This window comes from Streptomyces sp. CA-135486, from assembly GCF_050936555.1.
Classification (GTDB): Bacteria; Actinomycetota; Actinomycetes; order Streptomycetales; family Streptomycetaceae; genus Streptomyces.
Genome location: NZ_JBNJMM010000002.1, coordinates 3,491,576 through 3,513,222, shown reverse-complemented (window position 1 = coordinate 3,513,222; position 21,647 = coordinate 3,491,576). Strand labels below are relative to the sequence as shown.

Here is a 21,647-nt window from a genome sequence, read left to right as displayed (position 1 = left end):
AGATGGAGGATCACCAGGGCGGCCGGTAGCCGGTGGTCAGCTTCTGACCCGTGTGGCGCCACTTCGGCTCCTTGTCCACGGTCTTGAGCGTCATGGACCGCAGCCTGCGGATCACCGCCCCGTACGCTCCGCTCGCCGCGCTCGAGACCCTGGCGCCGGGCGGTTCGTCCATGAACGGCATGAACTTGTCCGGGAATCCCGGCATGGTGCAGGCGATGCAGATGCCACCGACGTTCGGGCAGCCGCCGATTCCGCTCATCCAGCCGCGCTTGGGGACGTTGCACTTGACGACGGGACCCCAGCAGCCGAGCTTGACCAGGCACTTGGGCGAGTCGTAGGCCTCCGCGAACTGTCCCTGCTCGTAGTAGCCGGCCCGGTCGCACCCCTCGTGCACGGTGGCTCCGAACAGCCAGGTCGGCCGGAGCTTGTCGTCCAGGGGGATCATCGGAGCCGCGCCTGCCGCCTGGTAGAGCAGGTAGGTCAGAGTTTCGGAGAAGTTGTCGGGCTGGATCGGGCAGCCGGGCACGCACACGATCGGGATGCCGGCCTTGGACGTCCAGTCCCAGCCCAGGTAGTCGGGCACGCCCATCGCGCCGGTCGGGTTGCCGGCCATGGAGTGGATGCCGCCGTAGGTGGCACACGTGCCAATGGCGACGACGGCCAGCGCCTTGGGAGCGAGCCGGTCGATCCACTCACTGGTGGTGATCGGCTGGCCGGTTTCCGGATTGTCGCCGAAGCCGCACCAGTAGCCCTCCGGCTTGATCGCCTCGTTGGGGACGGACCCCTCGATCACCAGAACGAAGGGGTCGATCTCACCGCGCTCGCCCTTGAAGAACCATTCGATGAACGTGTCCGCACCCCCGACCGGACCGCATTCGAAGTCGATCAGGGGCCAGTGCACGGCGATCTTCGGCAGGCCGGGCAGCGCGCCGGTGACGATCTCCTCAATGCTCGGCTGCATCGCTGCCGTCAGCGCGACCGAGTCACCGTCGCAGCTCAGTCCGGCGTTGATCCAGAGGATGTGGATGGGGGAAGCGTCGTCGGCGGGCGCCCCGGTGGCGTCCGTGGCGTCGGCTGCGGTCGGCGTGGCTGCATTCATCGGAGCGCCCTCTCGGGGAGGTATGAGTTGAAAGTCCGCATTGTGAACCCACCCTTCTTGCTAGCAGGCATCCGGTGCCGGAGCCGAGTTTTCGAGGTCCGGTCCAGTGACGCGGGCTTCCGGCCGGGGCTGATCCCTCGCTCTCCCCCGGGGCGCGGGTACATCCAGGTGCGGCGGCGTACGCAGGGGCTTCTCCTTGAGGACGAATGCGCGTCGCAAGGCGTGGTACGGGGCGCGCGGGTCGGAGAAGGTCGCCAGCATGCGGGCCAGCTCCTCCTCGCGGAAGGCAGCGAGCGGCTTGAGACTCTCCTGGCGGTCCCGTTCCGCCTTCTTCGCAGCGATCCGTGACTGGACCGCGGGCAGCGACGCGAGGTGCCCGGCGAGCCGGCCGACCTCTTCGGTGAAGTCCTGTGGGGTGCATTCGATCAGCCGGTCGACGAGGCCAAGCCGCTGCGCGGCCGTCCCGCTCACCGGCAGAGCCTGGCGCGTCAGACGCTCGGCCACCGCCGCCCCGACGCGACGCGGGAGCGTGTACGTCCAGTACTCCGAGCCGTACAGCCCCATCAGGCGGTAGTGCGGATTCAGCACGGCGCCCGATCTGCACCACACCTCGTCCGCCGCGAGTGCGAGCATCGCCCCGCCCGCACCGGCATGCCCGCCGACCGCGGAGACCACCAGCCGGTCCGTGGTCGTCAGGACGGCCTCGACCAGGTCGTCGATGGCGTTGATGTTGGCCCAGGACTCCGCACCGGGGTCTTCGGCCGCCTCGATGACGTTGAGGTGGATGCCGTTGGAGAAGACCCTGCTGCCGCCGAGCACCAGCACCGAGGTGGGACGCGAGCAGGCATCCCGGTAGGCCGCAAGCAGACGACGGCACTGCGTGGTGCTCATCGCGCCGCCGGGGAACGAGAACGAGAGGAAGCCGACGTTGCGCTCTTCCCGGTAGCTGATGTCGGTCCAGGTACTGCGCTGCGCGTCCGGACGCAGGGGCGCGGGACGCTCCGGCAGGGAGGGCAGCCTGCCGGCCAGCGCCTGAACGGCAGGCAGCTTGAACGTGGCGGGCTGCCCGGGCCTGCGCCGGGCCCGCAGCTCGGGAATCCACACGGCGCCGTCCGTCGTCGCCCTGCAGACCGCCCCGGCTCTGGTGGCGAGCAGTTCGCCGGGCTGCCCGCGCAGTTCGTCCTCGGGGTGGCCCCCGTGCAAGTACCACTCGTCGCCGAGCAGTTCGTCCAGTACGCCGGGCTGCGAGTCCGCGGCGCGCAGCTTGCGGGCGATCGCCTCGGTGGGCTCCGAAGCCCAGTCGATCCGCCGGACGCTCTGATCGAGATATGGCCGGGTGCGGCCGGTTCCTCGCCCGCTCTCGGCGGTCTGCGCCTGGGGTGTGTACGTCCCTGCGGCGAACCGCTCCACCGCCAGCAGTACGGCCGCCACCGCGGCGTCGGACACCTCACCGCGGTACACGTCGCTCTTGGACAGCGGCGGCATCGGGCAGGCGACCGAGGCCCAGATGTCGCCTGCGTCCATCTCCGCATTGGCCTGCAGGACGGTCACGCCCCACTGGCCGGCGTTCTCGTGAATCGCCCAGTCGAGGGACGAGGGCCCACGGTCGCCCACGGGTCCCGGGTGGACGACGAGACACGTGTGCGCGGACCACACCTCGCGAGGGATGGCCGTCTTCAGTATCGGCGCGACGACGAGCTGCGGCTCGTGCCGGCGTACGGCGTCCGGCAGGGACTCCTCGTGCAGTGCGAGTTCCACCGCCACGGTGTGACCGCGGTCCCCCAGTTCGGCGTGGAGCCGCTGGGTGAGGCTGTTGAACGCGCCGGCGACGAGCAGGATGTGCAAGGCAGTCCTCCCAGCGAGCAACGTCTCCGGCAGGGACTCCCCCGGCCGCCTGTGATCGTCGAGTACGCCTGACCGGCAATGGCCGACGCGGAGCCGCGGGGTCACCCTAAAGCGGACATAATGACCGCCACCCGGCGGTTTGGGTCCTACCGGTCGCGGCCGGCGCGCATGGTCTCCACGGGTCGGGTAGGCACGTCGTATGACTCTTCAGCACCCCGCCGACCGAGGTGGCGACAAGCGCGGATGGTTCGCCCAGCTGGCGGAGCACGCCTCGAACTTCACCAGCTCACCGGCCTTTTTCGGCTTCTGCCTGGCCGTGGTGGCCGCCGCCGCCATCGCACACGCCGTAAAACTTCCGTCCGAGTGGCTGCTGCTCGCCGGAGACTCGATGACTGCCGTCGCCCTGCTGCTCCTGGCCCTGCTCAAGAACGCGGAACGGCGGGCCGAGCGGGCGATCCAGCGCAAGCTCGACGCCATCGCCGCAGCGCTGCTGGAGATGCAGGAAGGGAAAACCGGCCAGGCCTTCGACGACCTCAGGAAGGCGATCCGCGTCGAAGAGGAGACCTGACGGATACGACTGGCTTAGAGCCCCCTGAGGCGCGCCGGACCCGACATGATCACAAAAACCGCAATCGAAGGTACGCCGTGGCCCGTCGTTTGAATGAGGTGGCGGGCGTACGCCGACTGGCGTGAGGACGCCCCTGACGCATGGGGGCTGCGGCTGATCGCTACCAAACGGACCGTCCACGCAGCGCTGTTGGCGGAAGGCCGGCTCGGCCACCTGACTGGCGACGTCGAGCGCGGTACCGGGGCGCCGGTGGAGCGACTGGCCGTGGCCGGGTCGGAAGGACCGCACTGCGACGAGGTTCCGCCCTTCGTCCAGGAGATCCAGCCGGGTCCGGCACTCCGCCCCCGGCCATCCGCGGTGGGGATCATGGTGCTCGAACCCGCGGCCTCATGACAACCGTCACATCGACTTCATGTTCTGAGGCCGCTGGATAGTAGATGACACTCCGGCGACATAAGAGATTTGTCCATCTTGAATTGGACATATCCCGCACGGCGTTTGACGGCATTCGATCCGCTCGGCCCTTTCGCCCGCCCATGGGGTGCATAGGGACTTCTGACGGAGCGACAGAACTTCCCGTGAAGCCCCCCTGGGTCGGACAAGCACGACTGTGCGCCTATTGCAAGAGGCCTCCACTACTACTAGCCGGGGTAGTACTAACCCCCGTTGCCTTGTGCCCGCCGCGGTCCTAAGAATGACGGCCCGCAAGGCGTCTCCGCAGCTCAGGCATGGTCTGTGCCGAGCCGGCCACTCAGGGACGCTCCGCGATCAGCGAGTGAGGTCACGCATGAGGAAGCATCGCAGGAAGTCGCGCTACCGGCAGATCACCATCGCTGCCGTCGCCATAGGCGCCGTGGGTGTGCCCTCCGTCGCCATGGCCTGTCTGGACCACCAGGAGAACGGGGGCAGTCAGTCCTACGGACATTGGAAGGGTGCCCGCTCCGATCACCGATGGACCGAAGCCCATTGGGGCCCGAAGCCGACTGCGCGAGCATCGAAGAAGCCCACCGCGACTCCGAGCGCTTCGAAAACCACCACGCCTCCCAGGGCCCCGAAAACCACCGCGGCTCCCAGCGCCCGGAAAACCACTGCGGCTCCGAGCGCTCCGAAAACCACTGCCCCGGCTTCCGGGTTTTCGGCCCGCATCGTGCAACTCGTCAACAGCGAGCGCAGCAAGGTCGGGTGCGCACCGCTGGTCGTGGACGCGAAACTGGCAAAGGCCGCTCAGGATCACAGCAAGGACATGGCAGCCCATCGCAACATGTCCCACACGGGCTCCGACGGATCATCTCCGGGCGACCGGATCCAGCGTGCCGGTTACAGCTGGAGCACCTACGGCGAGAACGTCGCCTACGGGTACACCACACCCGAGAGCGTGATGGCGGGCTGGATGGCCAGCCCCGGCCACAAGCGCAACATCCTCAACTGCTCGTTCAAGGAGATCGGCGTCGGCCTCGCGCAGCCCGGCAGTTACTGGACGCAGGACTTCGCAGCGGCCCGATAGCGAGCACAACGAGTCCGGCAACCACGGCCGGCTCCGCGGCCCGCGGGCATGGACTCCGAAGCGCCCCGGTCCCCGCCGGGACCGGGGCGCCTCATCACGCTGCCAGGAACGGAATGCCAGGCGTCAGCCGGTGTAGGCCGCGAAGATCCTCGAGAACTCGTATGGAGACTGCGGGATGTTCGTGCACATGTAGGGGGCGCCCGTGCACGCGTTGCGGTCGCGTGTCGTCACCCAGAAGGCAAGCTCTCCAAGGCGCTTGCCCTGTGCGAAGGGGACCAGCTGACGTGCGTCGGCCTGGTCGTAGATGCGTCCGTCGTCGTTCTGGCCGAGCATCGGCGTCACGCCGACCAACGCCCACAGCTGGGCGTCGATCCTGGCCGGGTACAGCGACTTCAGCTGGGTGAAGGTGCTCTGCGCCGCCTGTACCGCGGCGTCGCCGTAGTCGATGCCGCGGTAGTAGTCCATGGCCATGACGTTCAAAACGTCCAGGTTCAAACGGCACGGCGTCAAGACGAAGCACCGTCACACAGTCGGACTCCGCGCCCTCTCGCGTGCGGTGACTCCATCGCACAGGTGCCCGATGCCCCAACACGCTTTCCACAGGGCTGAGATGGCGGTCGGCTTCGGTGCTGGAAGGGCAGACCTGACGCTCTATCGTGGAGACCATGTCCACCCCTGAACTGATCCGCATCGTCTCCCGGGACTCGCCCATGGCGCTCGCCCAGGTGGAGCGCGTGCGCAGCGAACTGGCCGCCCTCCATCCCGGCATCCGCACCGAGGTCGTCGCCGTCAAGACGACCGGCGACAAGTGGATGGGCGACCTCTCTCAGGTCGAAGGCAAAGGGGCGTTCACCAAGGAGGTCGACGCGGCTCTGCTCGCCGGCGAGGCCGATCTGGCGGTGCACTGCGTCAAGGACGTGCCCGCCGACCGGCCCCTGCCGGCCGGTACGACGTTCGCAGCGTTCCTCAAGCGCGACGACATCCGCGACGCCCTCATCCATCCCGACGGGCTCACCCTCGATCAGCTCCCGGCCGGCACGAGAATCGGGACCTCGTCCGTACGCCGCATCGCCCAACTCGCCGCCTCGCACCCGCGGCTTATCTGCGTCCCGATGCGCGGCAACGCCAACCGCCGCCTGGACAAGCTCGCCGCGGGCGAGGCCGACGCGCTGCTCCTGGCGGTGTCCGGCCTGGAACGCATCGCCCGTACGGACGTGATCAGCGAAATCCTTGCGCCCGAGGTGATGTGCCCACCGATCGGCGCGGGCATCCTGGCGCTCCAGTGTCGCGAGGGCGACACCGAGCTGATCGATACGGTCAGCGGCCTCGGCGACCCCGATGCCCACCGCGAGGCCACCGCGGAGCGCATGTTCCTCCACGTCCTGCAGGGCCACTGCAACAGCCCGATCGCCGGGTACGCCAAGGCCGGGCGCAATGGCGACCTCTCCCTTCGGGCCTGCGTGTTCACCCCCGACGGGAAGACCGTCCTCAACGCACACGAGTGGGCGGGCCCTCTCGACCCGGCCACCCTCGGCACCTCCGTCGCCGTCTCGCTCCTGCGCCAGGGTGCACGGGAGCTGATCGACTCGATCGCGCACTGACGGGGGCCTCCACCGCACATGGGACAGCGCAGCCGCTGGGGGACGGCCGCGCTGTCACGAGCTGATCCTCCGGTCAGCGAATCTCTCAGGGTTTTGTCACGGTGGGATTGATGCCGAGGATCACTGTGCCGATGACGCCCTGGCTGAGCGTGCTGCCGACCAAAGTGATACCGAGCAGGGTGGACGACCCACCGTTGCGGTAGATGCCGTCCTGGGAGTTGAGCGTGCGGCGGGCGGTGTTGGTCCGGTACGGGGTGAGGGCGGCGACCTGGGTGTTGTAGTTCTCGGGGAAGTACAGCTGGCCGGTGTGGGAGACGTGGCCGCCCTCGTACGTACCGCCGGAGACGGCGCCGCCGACGTGCGTCTTGAGGTGGATGTGCAGGGCGCGGCCGACGTACCAGCCGGGGTAGATGGTGGTGAACTCGGCGACGCCGCTGGAGTTGGTGAGCTGCACACCGCGCAGGAAGGTGGTGTCCGGGGTCGACCCGCCGGCGACGTAGCCGGAGTAGATCCCGACCGCGTCGCACTGCCAGATGTCGACGGCGACATCGGGGATCGGGGCGCAGGTTCTGGTGTCGATCACCGTCGTGCGCAGGGTGAGCGGCACACCGGCCTTGCCCTCGGTGATGTTCTTGCGGACCGTCTCCAGGTCCAGGTAGTAGGGACCTTCCGTCTGCTCGGGAGTCAGCACGCATGCGGCTTCGAGCTGGGTTGCCGCCGGTGCCGATGTCTTGCCCTGCGGGCTCGCGCCGAGGGCTTCGGGGGCCACGAGTCCTGCGGCGGCCAGTGACAGTGCGGTGGCGCCGAGGCCGGTGAGGACTGCGCGCCGGGATGAGCTCTCGCGGCCGTTGGACGGCTCGCTCTGGGGGTGGGGGGATTCACTCATGACCCGAGAAGATAGGTGGGCCGACATGCCCATGACAAGGTCATCTTTTGGCCACAAACGATTCTCTGACTGTACAGGGATTCGCGATCGGGAGCCGGGTCTCATGGGCCACCGGTATGGCGGACGACGGGTGCGGGGGGCGCGTACGCGAGGCGTGGCTCTGCTCCCCGCTCCCTATCGGCGCTCCACCAGACCTCGGACGAATGCCGCCTGTCCCACGTGCTGCAGGTCGTCCGCCAGGACGCTGATCAGACGGACACCCAGGGTGACCGGCGGGGACCAGGACTCGTCCACAACGCTGTCGAGCGCCGCGTCGTCGAGGCCGTGGACGAACCGCAGAGTCTGCTCGTGGACAGCGTCGTAGTAGCCGAGCAGCAGCTCGGCGGACTGGACCCGCACCGCGGCGACCTGCTTGCTGGAGTGCCCGAACCCTGTGGCTCCCCTGGGAAAGGGCAGCTCGAAACGATCCGCCCAGCCCTGGGAGAACCAGACCTGCTCCACTGCGGCCGCATCGGCCATGTGATCGTCCTGGATGCGCGTCAGATGCCACACGAGCCAGGCGATCGAATTCGCGTCGGCGTCCAGCCGGGCATTCAGGTCATCCGGCGACAGCCCCTCGACCGCGGCATGGACTGCCTCCCGGACGCGCTCGAACGCGTCCGCCAGCAAATCTGCGCTGTTCATACACGAATCCTTGGCACGGCGTCTTCAAGTGATCGCGTCACGACACGCGTCATTGGGCAACCACTACGCGCTGTCCCCGCAGAGCCGCCAGAATGGCCGAGAGGGGCCTGGTCCGTGGCGGCGCCGTAGCTGAGCCATATTTCCTGCTCGGGCGGGCACGCGCGAAGTACCGGGCTCGGCATGGGTACGGTCTCGGCCAGGACAGTGGACGATGGGAGTGATCGGGTGCGGCAGGCGGCGCCCGGGGCGGAGTCGGCACTGGGCAGGGATGGCGGCAGGCGGACGGAGGGCCTGGGATGAGTGCAATCGAGTCATTCCCGGCCGACCCCACCCGGTCCGGGGAAGGCAGGTCCGAGCCGGGCGGCCTCCTGGATGTGCTGAGCGTCGCCGCCGTGGTGCTGGATGCGGATGGCCGGATCGTGCTGTGGAGTCCCCAGGCCGCGGAGTTGTTCGGGTATGCCGCCGACGAGGCACTCGGCCGGAACGCGGGTCGCCTGCTGGTGCACGACAAGCACATGGAACTGGTGCGCCGATGGTTCACCGAGGTCATGGCGGGCGGGGAGGGCTGGACGGGTGTCTTTCCCGTGCGGCACAAGAACGGCAGCACCATGCTGGTGGAGTTCCGCAATATGCGGTTGGAGGACGACCACAAGGACTTCTACGCCCTGGGCCTGGCCACCGAGCAAACGACATTGCGGAGGGTGGAGCGAGACCTGGCGCTGTCCACCCGGCTGTTCTCCCAGTCCCCCATAGGGCTGGCGGTCGTGGACACCGATCTGCGGTACGTCATGGTCAACCCGGCGCTGGAGCGCATCAACGGCATGCCCGCCGCCGAGCATGTTGGCCGACATGTCCGTGAGGCGCTGCCCTTCTTGGACGCCGAGGCCATCGAGGCCGCCATGCGCGAGGTCCTCGCCACCGGCATCCCGATCCTTGATCGCGAGTCCGTGGCGCGCACCCCTGCCGACCCGGACCGAGAGCACGCCTGGTCGGTCTCCTTCTACCGGCTGGAGTCCTCCAATGGGAAAGTGCTGGGGCTGGCCACCTCCGTCGTAGACATCACCGAGCGGCATGTGGCCACGACCGAGGCCGCCCGGGCCCGGCAGCGCCTCGCGCTCGTCGCCGACGCATCCATACGCATCGGCACCACGCTCGACCTCGACCAGACTGCCCGTGAACTCGCCGCGGTCTCGGTGCCCGAGCTGGCCGACGTGGCCGCGGTGGATGTCCTCGACAGCGTCCTCAACGGGCGCTCAGCCACCGTGATACACGAAGGCCCCGCGGTATTCCGCGCTCTCGCCGTGGCCGCCTCGCATTCCACCGACGCCCTACGCGCGGCTGATCAGCCCGGTGAGGTTGCCCAGTACGAGGCCGACCGGCTGGTCACCCACTGCGTGAACACCGGTCGCCCCGTCCGCGTATCGCGAGTGCAGCACGACGATCTGTCGCGTATCGCTCGCAGTCCCGAAGCCGCCGCGTTGCTGGCGGACGCGGGCGTGCACTCCTACCTGGCCGTGCCGTTGATCGCTCGCGGCGAAGTCCTCGGCGCCCTGGACCTGAAGCGCACCCACAACCCGGAGCCTTTCAACGCCGACGACGAGGTCCTGGCCGGCGAGCTCGCCGCGCGGGCCGCGGTGTGCATCGACAACGCCCGCTGGTACCGGCAGGTGCGTAACACCGCTCTCACCCTCCAGCGCAGCCTTCTCCCCCAGCAGCCACCGGACCAACCCGGCCTGGAGATCGCCTACCGCTACCAGCCCGCCGAGGCCGCCAGTGAAGTCGGCGGCGACTGGTTCGACGTGATCCCGCTGACGGGCGACAAGACCGCGCTCGTTGTGGGCGACGTCATGGGCAGCGGTATCAGCGCCGCCGCCACCATGGGTCAACTCCGCACCGCCACCCGCACCCTGGCCGAACTCGACCTCGACCCAGCCCAAGTCCAGCGCCACCTCGACCGCATCACCGACCGCATGGGGCAGACCATCACCACCTGCATCTACGCCGTCTACGACCCTCACCGGAGCGAGTGCCTCATCTCCAGCGCCGGACACCTGCCGCCCGCTCTGGTACGGCCCGGCCGGCTCCCCGAACTTCTCGATCTCCCCAGCGGCGCCCCGCTCGGCGTCGGAAACGTCGAGTTCCACACCACCACCGTCGCTCTGCACCCCGGCGACGAACTCGTCCTCTACACCGATGGCCTGGTCGAGACCCGCGACCTGGCCATCGATGAGCGTCTGGACGATCTTCTTGCTCTCCTCGCAAAGCCTCAGCGATCCCTGGACGAGACCTGCGACCTGCTTCTGAATGCGCTGCGCCGGCCGGGAGACCACGACGATGTGGCCCTGCTCATCGCCCGGGCCCGGCCCCGTCCCGAGACCGGGGCGACGACTGCGACCTGAAGCCCGCCCGGCTCAAGCCCGAGCGGCGAGCGCGTCGGCGTCAGGGGTCCGGGCGCTCCGAGCCTGCCCCGAGGCGGCGAGGTTGCGGCAGCATGCAGACGGGACCCGTGCCAAGGGCCGCTTCCGGCTTCGGCCGCACCGTCGTCCCGGGCACGGGACGGAGCTGCCAGCGCGAGCTGATGGCGGCGAGAGCCAGGGTCGCCTCGGCCTGGCCGAAGACGTCACCGATGCATTTGCGGCTGCCACCGCCGAAAGGCACCATCGCGCCACGGGGCACTGATGCCGCCCGTTCAGGAAGCCAGCGGTCGGGGTCGAAACGATCGGGATCGGGGAAGAGGCCGGGATTGCGGCCCAGGAGGTAGGGGCTGTACAGGACGCTCGCGCCCGGCTTCAGCCTTTGCCCGGCGAGTTCCGTCTCGACGGTGACCATCCGGCTGATCAGCCAGGCCGGCGGGTAGAGGCGCAGCGTCTCGGTGAGGACACGTCGGGCGAAGTCCAGGGCGGACAGATCGGCGAAGGCAGGCAGTCGGCCATCGAGGACGCGGTCGGCTTCGTCGTGCAACTGCTTCTCGGCCTCGGGGTATCGCGCCAGGAGGTGGAAGGCCCATCCCAGGACGCTCGCGGTGGTCTCGGTGCCGGCAATCAGCAAGGTCAGCACCTGGTCGCGGAGTTCGTCATCGGTGAAGCGCTCACCGCTCTCCTCGTCCCGGGCGCCGACCAGGGTCGACAGCAGGTCCCCATGGTCCGCCCCCGACCGCCGACAGCCCTGGACCGTCTCGTCGATGACTGCGCGCAGCCTCCCGCGTGCCTGCTCGAAGCGCCTGTTCTGCGGTGTGGGCAGTCTCTCCAGGAGACCGACCGGCGAGGTCATCCGCTGGTAGATGCCCCGAAGGAGGATGGGCAGACAATGCTGTACGTCGGCAACGGCCCGGCCACCGATGGTGGTGGAGAACAGCGTTCGTGTGGTGACCCGGACCGTCAGCGCATGCAGCGTGGCGCCGAAGTCGATGGCACGGCCTTCCTGCCAGGAACCGAGCATGCCATCGATCTCTTCGCACATCACGGCTGCGTACGACGCCATCCGGCCGGGGTGGAAGGCGGGCTGCACCAGCCTGCGCTGCAATCGGTGATCCGCCCACGCGGCGGTGAACAGGCCGTTGCCCACAAGGGGCCGGACCTTGTCGAACAGCGGGCCGCCCTTGTCGTAGGTGCGCGGGTTGAGCAGGACCTCCCGTACGAGCTCGGGGTGGCAGGCCACGTAGGCAGGCTGAGGGCCGAGACGGATCTCGACCAGGTCGCCGTGTGTGGGCAGGGCGGCCAAGAACTCCAGCGGATGGCGTCGCAGAGGAATCGCATGGCCGAGAACGGGGAGCCGGCCGGGAGCTTTGCCGTTCGTCGACGGCGCAGCCGTGGCGGTCGACGAAGGCTGGGTCCTCGGCCGTACACGTGCGGTGTCTGCCACTCTTCAACTCCTCGTCATGCAGGGTGTCGCTGCCTGCGGCCCGCTGCTTTCGACATCCGTATCGACATCGGCATCGGCGGTGGGTCGTGTCCGGAATCGGGTGACGGGAGCGGTGAGGCTGATCCAGCCCGAGGTGGAGCCGTCCCAGACGTAGCCGTCGCCGAAGTAGCGGGGCGTGAGGTACTCGAACTCCGCACTGCCGCCGATCAGATGGTCCAGGCCGTTCAGATACGCCCGCATGTCCGCGCGCGTTCCGTGTGGACCGTTCAGCACCTGGTCGCGAGCCGCGATGTAGGCCCTCTCATGGTGATCGACCAGCTCACGAAGGCGGTCGACGCACTGCTGCAGACCGAGTCCCTCGCGCTCGATCAGCACGCGAGCCACCGTCATCCTGTCGTCCTGGGCATGCTCCTTGCGCCATGAGAGCAGGTCGTTGACGGTGATCATCTGTCGCATGCAGTGCGTGTGTACGTCCGCGAGCAGCCGATCGTGTCCGGTCATGTCGACGCCGGCCGCATATTCGGTCATCAACCGGATGAAGTCGCAGCCGAAACTGTCCTGGCGCACCGTCATACAGGTCTCGTAGTCCGGCACCCGCTCCGTCAGCTTGAAACGGATCTCGGTGACGCACCCGCGCAGAAAGGCTTCGAGAGCACCCGCGAACCTTCGTATCTGTCCGGGAGCGAGCCCGGGGCTGATCCGACGCCACAGCTCCTTGCCCGCCACGCCGTAGGGAAATGTCTCGTTCCCGCCACCGTCACCGTGGAAGTCGTCCATGATTCCGGCGAACACGTCGCGGGCACTGGCCTCATCGGCTCCCAGCGCCGAGCGGTCCGAAACAAGGCTGTCGATGACGGTGACGTACTGGTACCAGTCGGCGACATCGAGCGCCCGCCGCTCATCGGCGTACGGCACGGTCAGTGGCCCGTACAGTCCGTTCCGCTGACGCAGGAAGCACAGCAGGTCCTCCTCACTCGCGAAGCATTCGCCGAGTCGGCTACCCACCCAGCCGTTCGAACGGAACTCGATCTGCGCCGCCTTGGGGTGGTACGCCACCGGAAGCAGCCGAGGCAGCTCGGGCAGGAAAAATTCGGTCATAACGTCCTCATAGAAGCGGGCTCCTCGGTCAGGTCGGGACGGCCCACCAGAGCTCGCAGAAGGCGGAGTTGGGCGGGAGCGGCCCGCAGGACAGCAAGGGCCCCTTCGTTCGCCCTTGATGCTTCACCACTCGGCGCCGGCAGAAACCGGCGATGCCGCCCCTGGCGTACCATGGCCAACGATGTGGTGCACGGCATGGCCTGCACGGGCTACCGTGCGCCGTTGACTACGCGGATGGCGCTCCGCTAAGGGGCCCCCGCCGTACCACCTCCAGGCGGCGCGGCCTCAGTCCCGCCGCCACCAGCTCGTCGCGCGCCCGTGCCGCAACGCCTCCGGCCCCGCACTGACCGGCCAGATCCACACCACGGTGCAGGGGCTCAGAAGCCTGCGAGAGAAGTCCGGCACGGCGCAGCGCGCCGCCGAGCTCGACCAGAGCGACCGCCAGTTCGTACGGCGACGGCGCCAACTCCAGCCGGGTGACGGCACGCCGCAGCAGGGCGATCTCCCCGGGCCCGTTCGTCACCCGGGCGAGTGCACACAGCGCCTTGCCCACCGCCGTTGCCGTACCGAAGCGTTCGGCGCGGCGCAGTGCCTCCTGCGCCAGCTCCAGCGCTCGCCCGGCATCCGTCGTCCGGGTGGCCAGCGCGAGATGGGGCAGCCACGGGCACCACGCCGGATTGCGCATACCGCGCAGGTCGAGGCGGCTGCCCACCGCGGCCAGCTCCTCAGCAGCCTCCTTGTGCCTGCCCCGCGCCAACAGCAGCTCCCCGTGGACCGTCTCGGCGTCGGGAAGGGTCACGGCCGACGGGAACGGCTTGCCGAACCGGCGTTCCACCGCGAGCTGCTGGGCAGCCTCGGTCTCCCCGCGGGCGATCAGGATTTCGATCAGGCCCGACATCGCGTACCACTGCGCATGGATGCCCGCGGGCCCCAGTCGGTCCGCGAGCTGCAGCCCGGCGCGTGCGAACTCCTCGGCATCGGTGAGCCGGCCTTTGCAGAGCCGGATGTACCCGAGCAGGCTGTGGCCGAGCGAGAGGTGCACCCCGCGCCAGCCCTGCTGTTCATACTCCGCGATGGCTCCCGCGTACAGCTCCTCGGCCCGGTCCGGGCGGTCGCAGTAAAGGAAGGTGAGGGCCACCAGGGACGGGACTTCGAAGCCCCACTGCTCGTCCGTCCAGCTCATCCCGTCGCGGCCCAGCGCCCGCTCCGCGAACTCCAGGGCGGTCGCCACCGGTTCGCCGCGCACCATCGCGTCCCATGCGCGCAGCCCGTAGAGATAGCGCTCGGTCTGGCTCTCCCCGGAGAGCCGCCGGGTGAGGTGGCTGAGCCGGCGCGACAGGACCGGGGCCTCCCGGTCGTCGGAGGTGAACGCCGACATCATGAAGTGTTCCATGAGCATGCGCAGGCGTACTCGCGAGTCCGTGGCGATGCGGACCTCCCCCATCGCCACCTCCGCCGCCTCCGAGAGCCGGTCGCAGTACGACAGCGCCCGCCCGAGACGGATCACGATGCTCTGCCGCAATTCGGGCGGCAGATCCGGCTCCTCCAACGCGGCCCGCAAGTGGTTCACCGTCACCGTCGGATCGTGCAGCAGTGCCGGGGCGCCGAGTTCGTGCAGCACCATGGGCCGCAGTCCCGCGGGCGGAGGCTCCCGCAGTGCGCGGCTCAGACAGCGCCGGGCCGCGTCGGGAGCGCCGCGGCGTACATACTCACGGGCCGCGTCGCGCAGTTGCTCCGCCACCCAGGCGTCGCCCTCCGGCTGTGTCTCGAGCAGATGTCGGGCCGCCGCGGCCGGGCCCTCGCCCGCCTCGACGAGCTCCCAGGCGGCCTTGCCGTGCAGTGCCACCCGCATCCCGGACGGGATGGCCCGGTAGACCGCCGTCGCGATCAGCGGATGGACGAACTCCGGCTTCATGCCGTACGTCAGAACCCGCTCGGTCCGCAGCGCATCGGTCGCTTCCGCGGCCTGGGCCGGTCCCAGCGCCGCCAGGGACGCGGCCATGCTGAAAGTCGCCTCCGAACCAAGGACGGCCACAGCCCAGGCCAGCCGCACCGCGGTCGTGCCCAGTTGCTCCAGCCGGTCCGCCACGCCGCCGCCCTTGATCTCGGCCGCAAGGTCCCGCAGCGCGCAAGCGTTCTCCTTCCTGGGGGCCAGCCGGCGGTCACGTACCTTCGCCGCCAGCTCGACCGTCTCGAAGGGATTGCCGCCGGTGACCAGCCAGGCTTCATGACAGAAGTCGTCGTCGGGCGCGGTGCCCAGTGCATCGCACATCACGTCGGCGACGGCGGTCGGCGTCAGCGGCGCCAGGTCGAGCGGACGCACCCGGTTCCGCCCGACCATGTCGTCGAACGCCCTGGCCTCATCGGGCAGTTCCTCCGGACGGTAGGAGACGGCCACGAGGACCGGCAGTTCCTCGACCCGTCCGGCAAAGGAGGTCAGCCAGGTCAGGGACTCCGCGTCCGCCCAGTGAGCGTCGTCGACGACCAGGACCAAGGGGCCGCGCCGCACGGCCACCTGAGTGACCACCCAGTCCAGACCGTCCCGCACGCCCTGCGGATCCGGCACCGCGCCCTGTGCGGCAGGACACAGGCCGACACACGGACCGACGATGCCGTACCAGTCGCCCAGCATTTCCCGGCGCTCGCTCTCGGAGTACGAGGCCAGCAGCGGCTGGAGCAGCTGTCGCACCACGTGAAAGGCCAGGTTCTGCTCCTGTTCGCCGGCCTTCGCGAAGAGCCCCGTGCAGTCCCGCTCGGCCGCGAGGCGACGCACCTCCTCAAGGAGGGTCGTCTTGCCCGCTCCGGCCGGGCCGGTGAACGCCAGCAGTCCGCCGCAGCGTACGGAGGGGATCACCGCACCCGTCGCCGAACCGCCGCACACGGCGTCCACCGCCGACTCGGCAGTGACCAGCTCGGCATCCCGCTCAAGGGTTCTCGGAACGAACCGCGCCTCCCGCTCGCGCTGCTTGTCGTCCACCGCCCGGGCTACGGCTCGCTGCTTGCCGGACCGATCCGTGACCACCCGATTTCCTCCCGGGACGGTGAGCATGCACGTCGACGATCTCTCCCTCGCTCTTCACGTAGCGTATCCCCCGAATAGCAGTTAGTGAGAGAAAGGTGACGTAGATACTCCCCATGAGTGGCCAGGCACTACAATGTCCGGATTCCCACGCGTGTACCGAACGGGCGCACCGCGGTGGACCCGGCAGCAACGAGGCGTCCGCCGTGCCGGGTCCTGAGCGTCAGCCGCACCTCCGGCCGCTGTTGATGCAGCTCACCGCGTTCCTCATCAGCGACGAGGACATCACGTTGATGAAGTCGCCATGGTCCGTCACCGGCTTGTGCAACTGCTCGGGGAAGCTGTCGACGGCGAACACCGAGCCGGGCGCAACCCGGTACGTGATCCGCTGGACCAGCTGCGGGATGGCCTTGAATCCCTCGGGGCACGAGCCGTCGGCGCGGGCGAAGGTCACATGCGTCCGGTGGTTCGCGCTGTCGGTGTTCCTGCCGTCCCAGCAGCTCTGGAACTTGAACGTGCGCACCACATCGCTGCCCCGCGGACACAGCGGGTACTTGTCCTTCAACTGCCGGTTCTCGAAGCCGGTGCAGCTCCATGAGGCGTTGGCGTTGGCTGTTCCGTTGGTGAACGCCTTGGCATCGCCGGTGATGATGCGCAGGAAGGTGGGCATCGCGGTCACCTTGCTGACGGGGCTGCCGCGGAAGGTGAGTTGCACTGAAGCGGGCTGCAGAATGCGTCCGACGTTGCCGTCCTGTCCTCCGCCGGGGAGGTTCGCGTCGGCCTCGTTCTTTCCGTTGCGCAGTCGCAGGACCGGCCAGTAGTGGGTGGAGCGGTCTCCGTTGGTGCAGGTCGTCCCAGCGGCGGCCAGGTCGTCATTGCTGGCGAAGGCGTCGGTCTCGAGATTGCCGACGTAGTCGTGCATGTGGTGGGCGCCGTTGCTGACCCCGGGGGCGACGATCACGTTGTCGGGGTTGAAGTGCTTGTTCTCGTTGCGCCCGCAGCGCGAACGGAAGGTGCCGCGGGAGCCATTGCGCTGTACAGGAGGGTTGGCGACATTGGGCCGGACTGTACGGATGCTCACGAAGTCCGACCTCCGGGGACCGGCCTGCCCCTGACCGGCTGCGGCTCCGCCCGCGGCCGGAGCGGAGGCACCAGGAGCCGGGGCGCTCGGAGTTCCGGTGGGGGATCCGGACGCCGCAAGGGGGGCCACGTCGTCCCGCTTGACAGTGCAGGAGGCCAGCGAGTTCCATCCGTCCGGCCTGTTCGAGGCCCGGTAGATTTCGGCGGCGATACGGTCCAGCGTGCGGCGGCGCTGGGACGACAGCGGCTCCAGCACTCGTGTGCGCACCCAGTCCTGGTCTGCTTTCGCGCCGCCCGCGGCGAGCTGCCCATAGGCCGCCGCGACCTGGCTGTCCAGCTGCGCCAGTTCCTGGTCGACGGTGGGCCGCGACTGCTGCGGCACGCTCGACAAGCCGACTGCGACGTCAGGACAGTTGATCGTCTTCGGCGCCTGTGCCCAGGCGTCCTGGCGCGTGGCATTCGCGGAACCGGCCGAGGCGTTGTTGTCGGTCATCAGGAGAGCCCCGCCTCCCACCGCCATCGCTGCCACTGCGGCGACTGTCACGCCGATCCATCTGGACCGCTTGTGTCTCTGCCTGTACCTCACGGCTCCGCCCCTCATTGTTCGTGGTCGCATACCGGGGGCTTCATTGCCCCTCGGCAGCGTCGGACTGTGCCTCGACCGGTCGGGCCGAGAACACAGCTCAACGCACAGAGATACGGAAACCGGGGCGGTGTTGCTCAGCGATGACCGAAGAGTTTTGAAAGTCCGCCCGCGGCGCGGGCGTCGAAGGAACGGGGGTTGTCCCGGGCACGCGGGGCCACGGCGCACGGCGACGTCGCCACGGCACGCATCGCGATCACACCCTGACCAGCTGCCAGTGCTGGGTGGCGGCGGCACTCGGCGACTGTTGCACCACCGCCGCTCCGTTGCCGGTGCCGACGAGGTCGGCTGCCTTGCCGCTGTTGCGGTTGACGAGCCGGTGGTATCCGTCACCCGTGGACTGGAGCGTCCACTGCTGCGTGTTGGTGCCGTTGTGTCCCCATTGCACGAGTCCTGTGCCGTTCGTCGTGGACGACTGCGGCACTTCGAGCAGCTTGCCGCTGTGCAGGCTCGTCAGCCGTGTGTACCCCTCGGAAGTGGTCGCGATCCAGTGCTGGTTCGCGCCGCTGCTGACGGTCCACGCGATGGCGGCGGCGCCGTCGGAGGTCGACGCGCCGCTCACATCGAGCGCACCTCCCGTCGCCCGGTTGACCAGCCGGTACGTGGCACTCACGGACGGGGCCGCGACCTTCTTGATGCCAAGCAGCACATTGCCCTCGGTGGTGAGGTAGTTGGTCGCGTAGTCGAACCGCGGCGCGCCCGCCCAGAGCAGGTAGAAGTACTTCATGTTCTCCGAGTACCAGTAGCCCGGAGTGAGGTCGCCCTTGGTCGTGGGCGTCGTCGTCATGTTCGAGACGATCGTGTAGCCGCCCGCGACCTTGCAGTGCGCCTTCTGGCCGTTCCACAGCCACTGGGCGCGGTCCCGGTAGACCTCTTTGCCGGTGAGCAGCCACAGGAACAGCGCGGAGTCGACGTATTCGGGGCGCAGTTGGTACTCGTTGCTCGTCGCCGCGAGCGTTGCGTAGTTGATGCCCTCCGGTGGCAGCCGGTACTGGGCCAGCGCCGCTGCCCACGAACTGTGATACGACTCCCCCTCGCTCACATTGCCGCCCTGCGCGAGCAGCCCGGCGTAGAAGGCGGTCAGTTCCGACTGGTACCGACCGGCCAGCGCGCCCGTGTTCATGTTGACGGCCCTGAACCAGAGCCGGCCGTTGTAGGTCTCGCCGAGGCGTTGCAGGACCGCTGTGGTCAGCGTCTGGTACCAGCCGCGGATCTCGGTGTCGCCGAACAACTGGTACGCGTCCCAGAGGTACTCGAAGAACGAGTCCACCGGCGGGTCGACGCGGGCGGTGGCGTCGGTCCAGGCGCCGGTTTCCACATTGAGCGTCGTGCCGACCAGGTTCAGTGACGACCGCCGGTCGTACACGGCCCGCAGCGCCTTCTTCGCCGCGTTGAAGTACTTCGGATCACCCGTGAGCTGTGACAGCAGGCCCAACTCGGTGATGTTGCTGCCGATCTCGGCGAGCGGCACCTGGTTTCCGGTGACCGCGCCGGTCCGGAGGTTGACGTACCGGTACGGGGCACCCGTCGGCGACGAGGTGAACGCCGGCAGCAGGCGGTCCGCCAGGTCGCGGGCCCTGGTCAGAAGCACGGCGTTGCCGGTGGCGTGGTACCCGGAGAGCAGACCGCCGACCAGCCGGATGATCGTCTCGAACACATGGACGCTGGCGTTGCGATTGACGTTCAGATTGCCGCTGATCCAGGCGATGCCGGCATCCAGCTCGCCGTCGAGCTCCATCAGGTACAGCGTGTCGAGCGACTCGACGATGGTCAGGCCGAGCGGCACGCCACTGATGAAGAACTCCGAACCGGTGCCGCTCACCGGATGCAGCTCGTCGCGGCCCCAGGTGAGCCGGCGGTAGGCGGTCCAGGCTGTGAGGAACTCCTGCCGAACCTCGTTGGCCAGCTGGGGATTGGGCGGGCCGAGGGCGGCGAACGCGGGCTGCGCCCCGAGTCCAACGACAGTGAGCGCGGCTCCTGCGCCTGCCGCGGTACGGAACAGGGCGCGCCGCGATAACCGGGCGTTCAGTGGTGTCGTCATGCGGTGCCTCCATCAGGGGCGGGCTGTTGACAACGTTGTCGCCGGGCGCTCACGGCTCATGTGTGCGAATGCGGGAGGGATACGGCTACTGAGAGCGCCGCTGCGATTGGTAGCAGAGTGTGGAGACATGGCATGCCACCGTCAACCCTTTGGGTGAAGGCCGCGGAATCTCATGACCTCCGTCCCGTCACTCCCCCGGAGATGACGTGGTGACCTATGACTCGAAACCGCTGTTGCAATGAACAGCAAGAGCGACCAGGCCGTACTGCTGACTGGCAACGACACCTGGACCGTCACCGCCACGGCCGGGCTGTCGTCCGCCGGCCGGGCAGGAAGGGACATGCTGTGACCCTGTCTTCCTCGAAGGCCCAACTGGCCTCCCTGCGCGCCGAACTCGAGCGCCGCAACCCGGCACAGCCCGAATTCCATCAGGCATCAAGGGAAGTGCTGGAGACCCTGGCTCCCGTGCTCGCTGCTCGTCCCGAGTACGCGCAGCCAGGGCTCATCGAGCGCCTCTGTGAGCCCGAACGGCAGATCATCTTCCGGGTGCCCTGGCAGGACGATCATGGAGCAGTGCACGTCAACCGAGGATTCAGAGTGGAGTTCAACAGCGCGCTCGGCCCCTACAAGGGCGGCCTGCGCTTCCACCCTTCTGTGAACCTGGGCGTTGTGAAGTTCCTCGGCTTCGAGCAGATCTTCAAGAACGCCCTCACCGGGCTGGGCATCGGCGGCGGCAAGGGCGGCAGCGACTTCGAGCCACGAGGCCGTTCGGACGCCGAAGTCATGCGCTTCTGCCAGTCCTTCATGACGGAGCTCCACCGGCACATCGGCGAGCAGACCGACGTCCCGGCCGGCGACATCGGGGTCGGCGGCCGCGAAATCGGCTATCTCTTCGGCCAGTACCGACGCATCACCAACCGCTGGGAAGCGGGAGTCCTCACCGGCAAGGCCCAAGAGTGGGGCGGCTCTGCGATGCGCACACAGGCGACCGGCTACGGCAGCGTGCTCTTCGCGGCCGAAATGCTGAGTCGGCGAGGTGAGGAGCTCGAGGGCCAAGGGGCCGTGGTCTCCGGCTCGGGCAACGTCGCCGTCCACACCATCGAAAAGCTGACGCGCAGCGGCGCCCATCCCATGACCTGCTCCGACTCCGAGGGCTATGTCGTGGACGAGAAGGGAATCGACCTCGAGCTGCTCAGGCAGATCAAGGAGGTCGAACGCGCACGCGTCAGCGAGTACGCCAAGCGCCGTGGCGCTTCCGCCCGTTACGTTCCCGGCGGCCGGGTGTGGGAGGTGCCCTGCGACGTCGCCTTCCCGTCGGCCACCCAGAACGAACTCGACGCCCAGGACGCTCTCGCCCTTGTCCGCAACGGAGTCAAGGCCGTCTCCGAGGGCGCCAACATGCCCACCACTCCGGAGGCGGTTCGCATCCTGCAGGACGCGGGGGTGGCCTTCGGCCCGGGCAAGGCCGCGAATGCGGGCGGCGTCGCCGTCAGCGCTTTGGAGATGCGCCAGAACGCCACCCGGGACTCCTGGACACCAGGGCGCGTGGAGGACGAACTCGCGGGGATCATGCGCGATATCCATCGGGTCACCTACGAGACCGCCGAGCGCTACGGAGCACCCGGCGACTATGTGACAGGAGCGAATATCGCCGGGTTCGAGCGCGTCGCGGACGCGATGCTCGCCCAGGGGCTCATCTGAGGCAGCAGTCGACGATG

Annotated in this window: 16 protein-coding genes; 6 read left to right on the top strand and 10 right to left on the bottom strand. The window is 68.5% G+C overall.

Annotation, left to right across the window (positions count from 1 at the left end; genetic code table 11):
* Nucleotides 1–10: 10 nt before the first annotated feature.
* A complete protein-coding gene (locus ACQEVG_RS35450) occupies nt 11–1,099 on the bottom strand; it encodes a hydrogenase expression protein HypE (RefSeq protein ID WP_432991608.1) in 1,089 nt (362 codons plus the stop codon).
* Between the two features lie 60 nt (nt 1,100–1,159).
* On the bottom strand, nt 1,160–2,944 hold the full coding sequence (locus ACQEVG_RS35445; RefSeq protein WP_432991606.1) for a hydrogenase maturation protein: 1,785 nt from the start codon (nt 2,942–2,944) through the stop codon (nt 1,160–1,162).
* Nucleotides 2,945–3,143: 199 nt separating this feature from the next.
* Here ACQEVG_RS35445 and ACQEVG_RS35440 point away from each other — a divergent pair, with 199 nt between their 5' ends.
* The 3 genes from ACQEVG_RS35440 (at nt 3,144) to ACQEVG_RS35430 (ending at nt 5,016) form a co-directional block, all read left to right on the top strand.
* The gene (locus ACQEVG_RS35440; RefSeq protein ID WP_432991604.1) at nt 3,144–3,512 is read left to right on the top strand and encodes a low affinity iron permease family protein; all 369 of its coding nucleotides are present in this window, start codon (nt 3,144–3,146) and stop codon (nt 3,510–3,512) included.
* 93 nt (nt 3,513–3,605) lie between these two features.
* Nucleotides 3,606–3,905, top strand: coding sequence for a hypothetical protein (locus ACQEVG_RS35435; protein WP_432991602.1), 300 nt, complete (start codon nt 3,606–3,608; stop codon nt 3,903–3,905).
* 394 nt (nt 3,906–4,299) lie between these two features.
* Nucleotides 4,300–5,016: a CAP domain-containing protein gene (locus tag ACQEVG_RS35430; protein ID WP_432991600.1), complete on the top strand. Its 717-nt coding sequence runs from the start codon at nt 4,300–4,302 to the stop codon at nt 5,014–5,016.
* 123 nt (nt 5,017–5,139) lie between these two features.
* Here ACQEVG_RS35430 and ACQEVG_RS35425 read toward each other — a convergent pair whose 3' ends face one another.
* The gene (locus ACQEVG_RS35425; RefSeq protein ID WP_432991598.1) at nt 5,140–5,481 is read right to left on the bottom strand and encodes a hypothetical protein; all 342 of its coding nucleotides are present in this window, start codon (nt 5,479–5,481) and stop codon (nt 5,140–5,142) included.
* Between the two features lie 200 nt (nt 5,482–5,681).
* Here ACQEVG_RS35425 and hemC point away from each other — a divergent pair, with 200 nt between their 5' ends.
* On the top strand, nt 5,682–6,617 hold the full coding sequence (gene hemC, locus ACQEVG_RS35420; RefSeq protein WP_432991596.1) for a hydroxymethylbilane synthase: 936 nt from the start codon (nt 5,682–5,684) through the stop codon (nt 6,615–6,617).
* An 85-nt stretch (nt 6,618–6,702) separates the two neighbouring features.
* On the opposite strand, the gene ACQEVG_RS35415 is transcribed toward hemC, so the two are convergent.
* Together ACQEVG_RS35415 and ACQEVG_RS35410 are read right to left on the bottom strand one after the other, a co-directional pair.
* Complete coding sequence (locus ACQEVG_RS35415) at nt 6,703–7,503, bottom strand: intradiol ring-cleavage dioxygenase (RefSeq protein WP_432991594.1); 801 nt, start codon at nt 7,501–7,503, stop codon at nt 6,703–6,705.
* A 174-nt stretch (nt 7,504–7,677) separates the two neighbouring features.
* Entirely contained in the window at nt 7,678–8,187 is a 510-nt protein-coding gene (locus tag ACQEVG_RS35410) for a mycothiol transferase (protein WP_432991592.1), read from the bottom strand.
* Nucleotides 8,188–8,483: 296 nt separating this feature from the next.
* Between ACQEVG_RS35410 and ACQEVG_RS35405 the strand changes: the two genes are divergently transcribed.
* Nucleotides 8,484–10,586 carry a SpoIIE family protein phosphatase gene (locus ACQEVG_RS35405; RefSeq protein WP_432991590.1) on the top strand — a complete coding sequence of 701 codons (2,103 nt, stop codon included), beginning with the start codon at nt 8,484–8,486 and terminating at the stop codon, nt 10,584–10,586.
* Nucleotides 10,587–10,626: 40 nt separating this feature from the next.
* On the opposite strand, the gene ACQEVG_RS35400 is transcribed toward ACQEVG_RS35405, so the two are convergent.
* The 5 genes from ACQEVG_RS35400 to ACQEVG_RS35380 form a co-directional block, all read right to left on the bottom strand.
* Complete coding sequence (locus ACQEVG_RS35400) at nt 10,627–12,048, bottom strand: cytochrome P450 (protein ID WP_432991588.1); 1,422 nt, start codon at nt 12,046–12,048, stop codon at nt 10,627–10,629.
* A gap of 3 nt (nt 12,049–12,051) precedes the next feature.
* Nucleotides 12,052–13,146: a terpene synthase family protein gene (locus ACQEVG_RS35395; RefSeq protein ID WP_432991586.1), complete on the bottom strand. Its 1,095-nt coding sequence runs from the start codon at nt 13,144–13,146 to the stop codon at nt 12,052–12,054.
* A 226-nt stretch (nt 13,147–13,372) separates the two neighbouring features.
* A complete protein-coding gene (locus ACQEVG_RS35390; RefSeq protein WP_432991584.1) occupies nt 13,373–16,168 on the bottom strand; it encodes an ATP-binding protein in 2,796 nt (931 codons plus the stop codon).
* Nucleotides 16,169–16,388: 220 nt separating this feature from the next.
* Nucleotides 16,389–17,846 carry a DUF1996 domain-containing protein gene (locus ACQEVG_RS35385; protein ID WP_432993126.1) on the bottom strand — a complete coding sequence of 486 codons (1,458 nt, stop codon included), beginning with the start codon at nt 17,844–17,846 and terminating at the stop codon, nt 16,389–16,391.
* Nucleotides 17,847–18,084: 238 nt separating this feature from the next.
* Entirely contained in the window at nt 18,085–19,929 is a 1,845-nt protein-coding gene (locus tag ACQEVG_RS35380; RefSeq protein WP_432991582.1) for a glycoside hydrolase family 47 protein, read from the bottom strand.
* Nucleotides 19,930–20,274: 345 nt separating this feature from the next.
* On the opposite strand from ACQEVG_RS35380, the gene gdhA reads away from it, so the two are divergent.
* A complete protein-coding gene (gene gdhA, locus ACQEVG_RS35375; protein ID WP_432991580.1) occupies nt 20,275–21,630 on the top strand; it encodes an NADP-specific glutamate dehydrogenase in 1,356 nt (451 codons plus the stop codon).
* Nucleotides 21,631–21,647 lie beyond the last annotated feature (17 nt).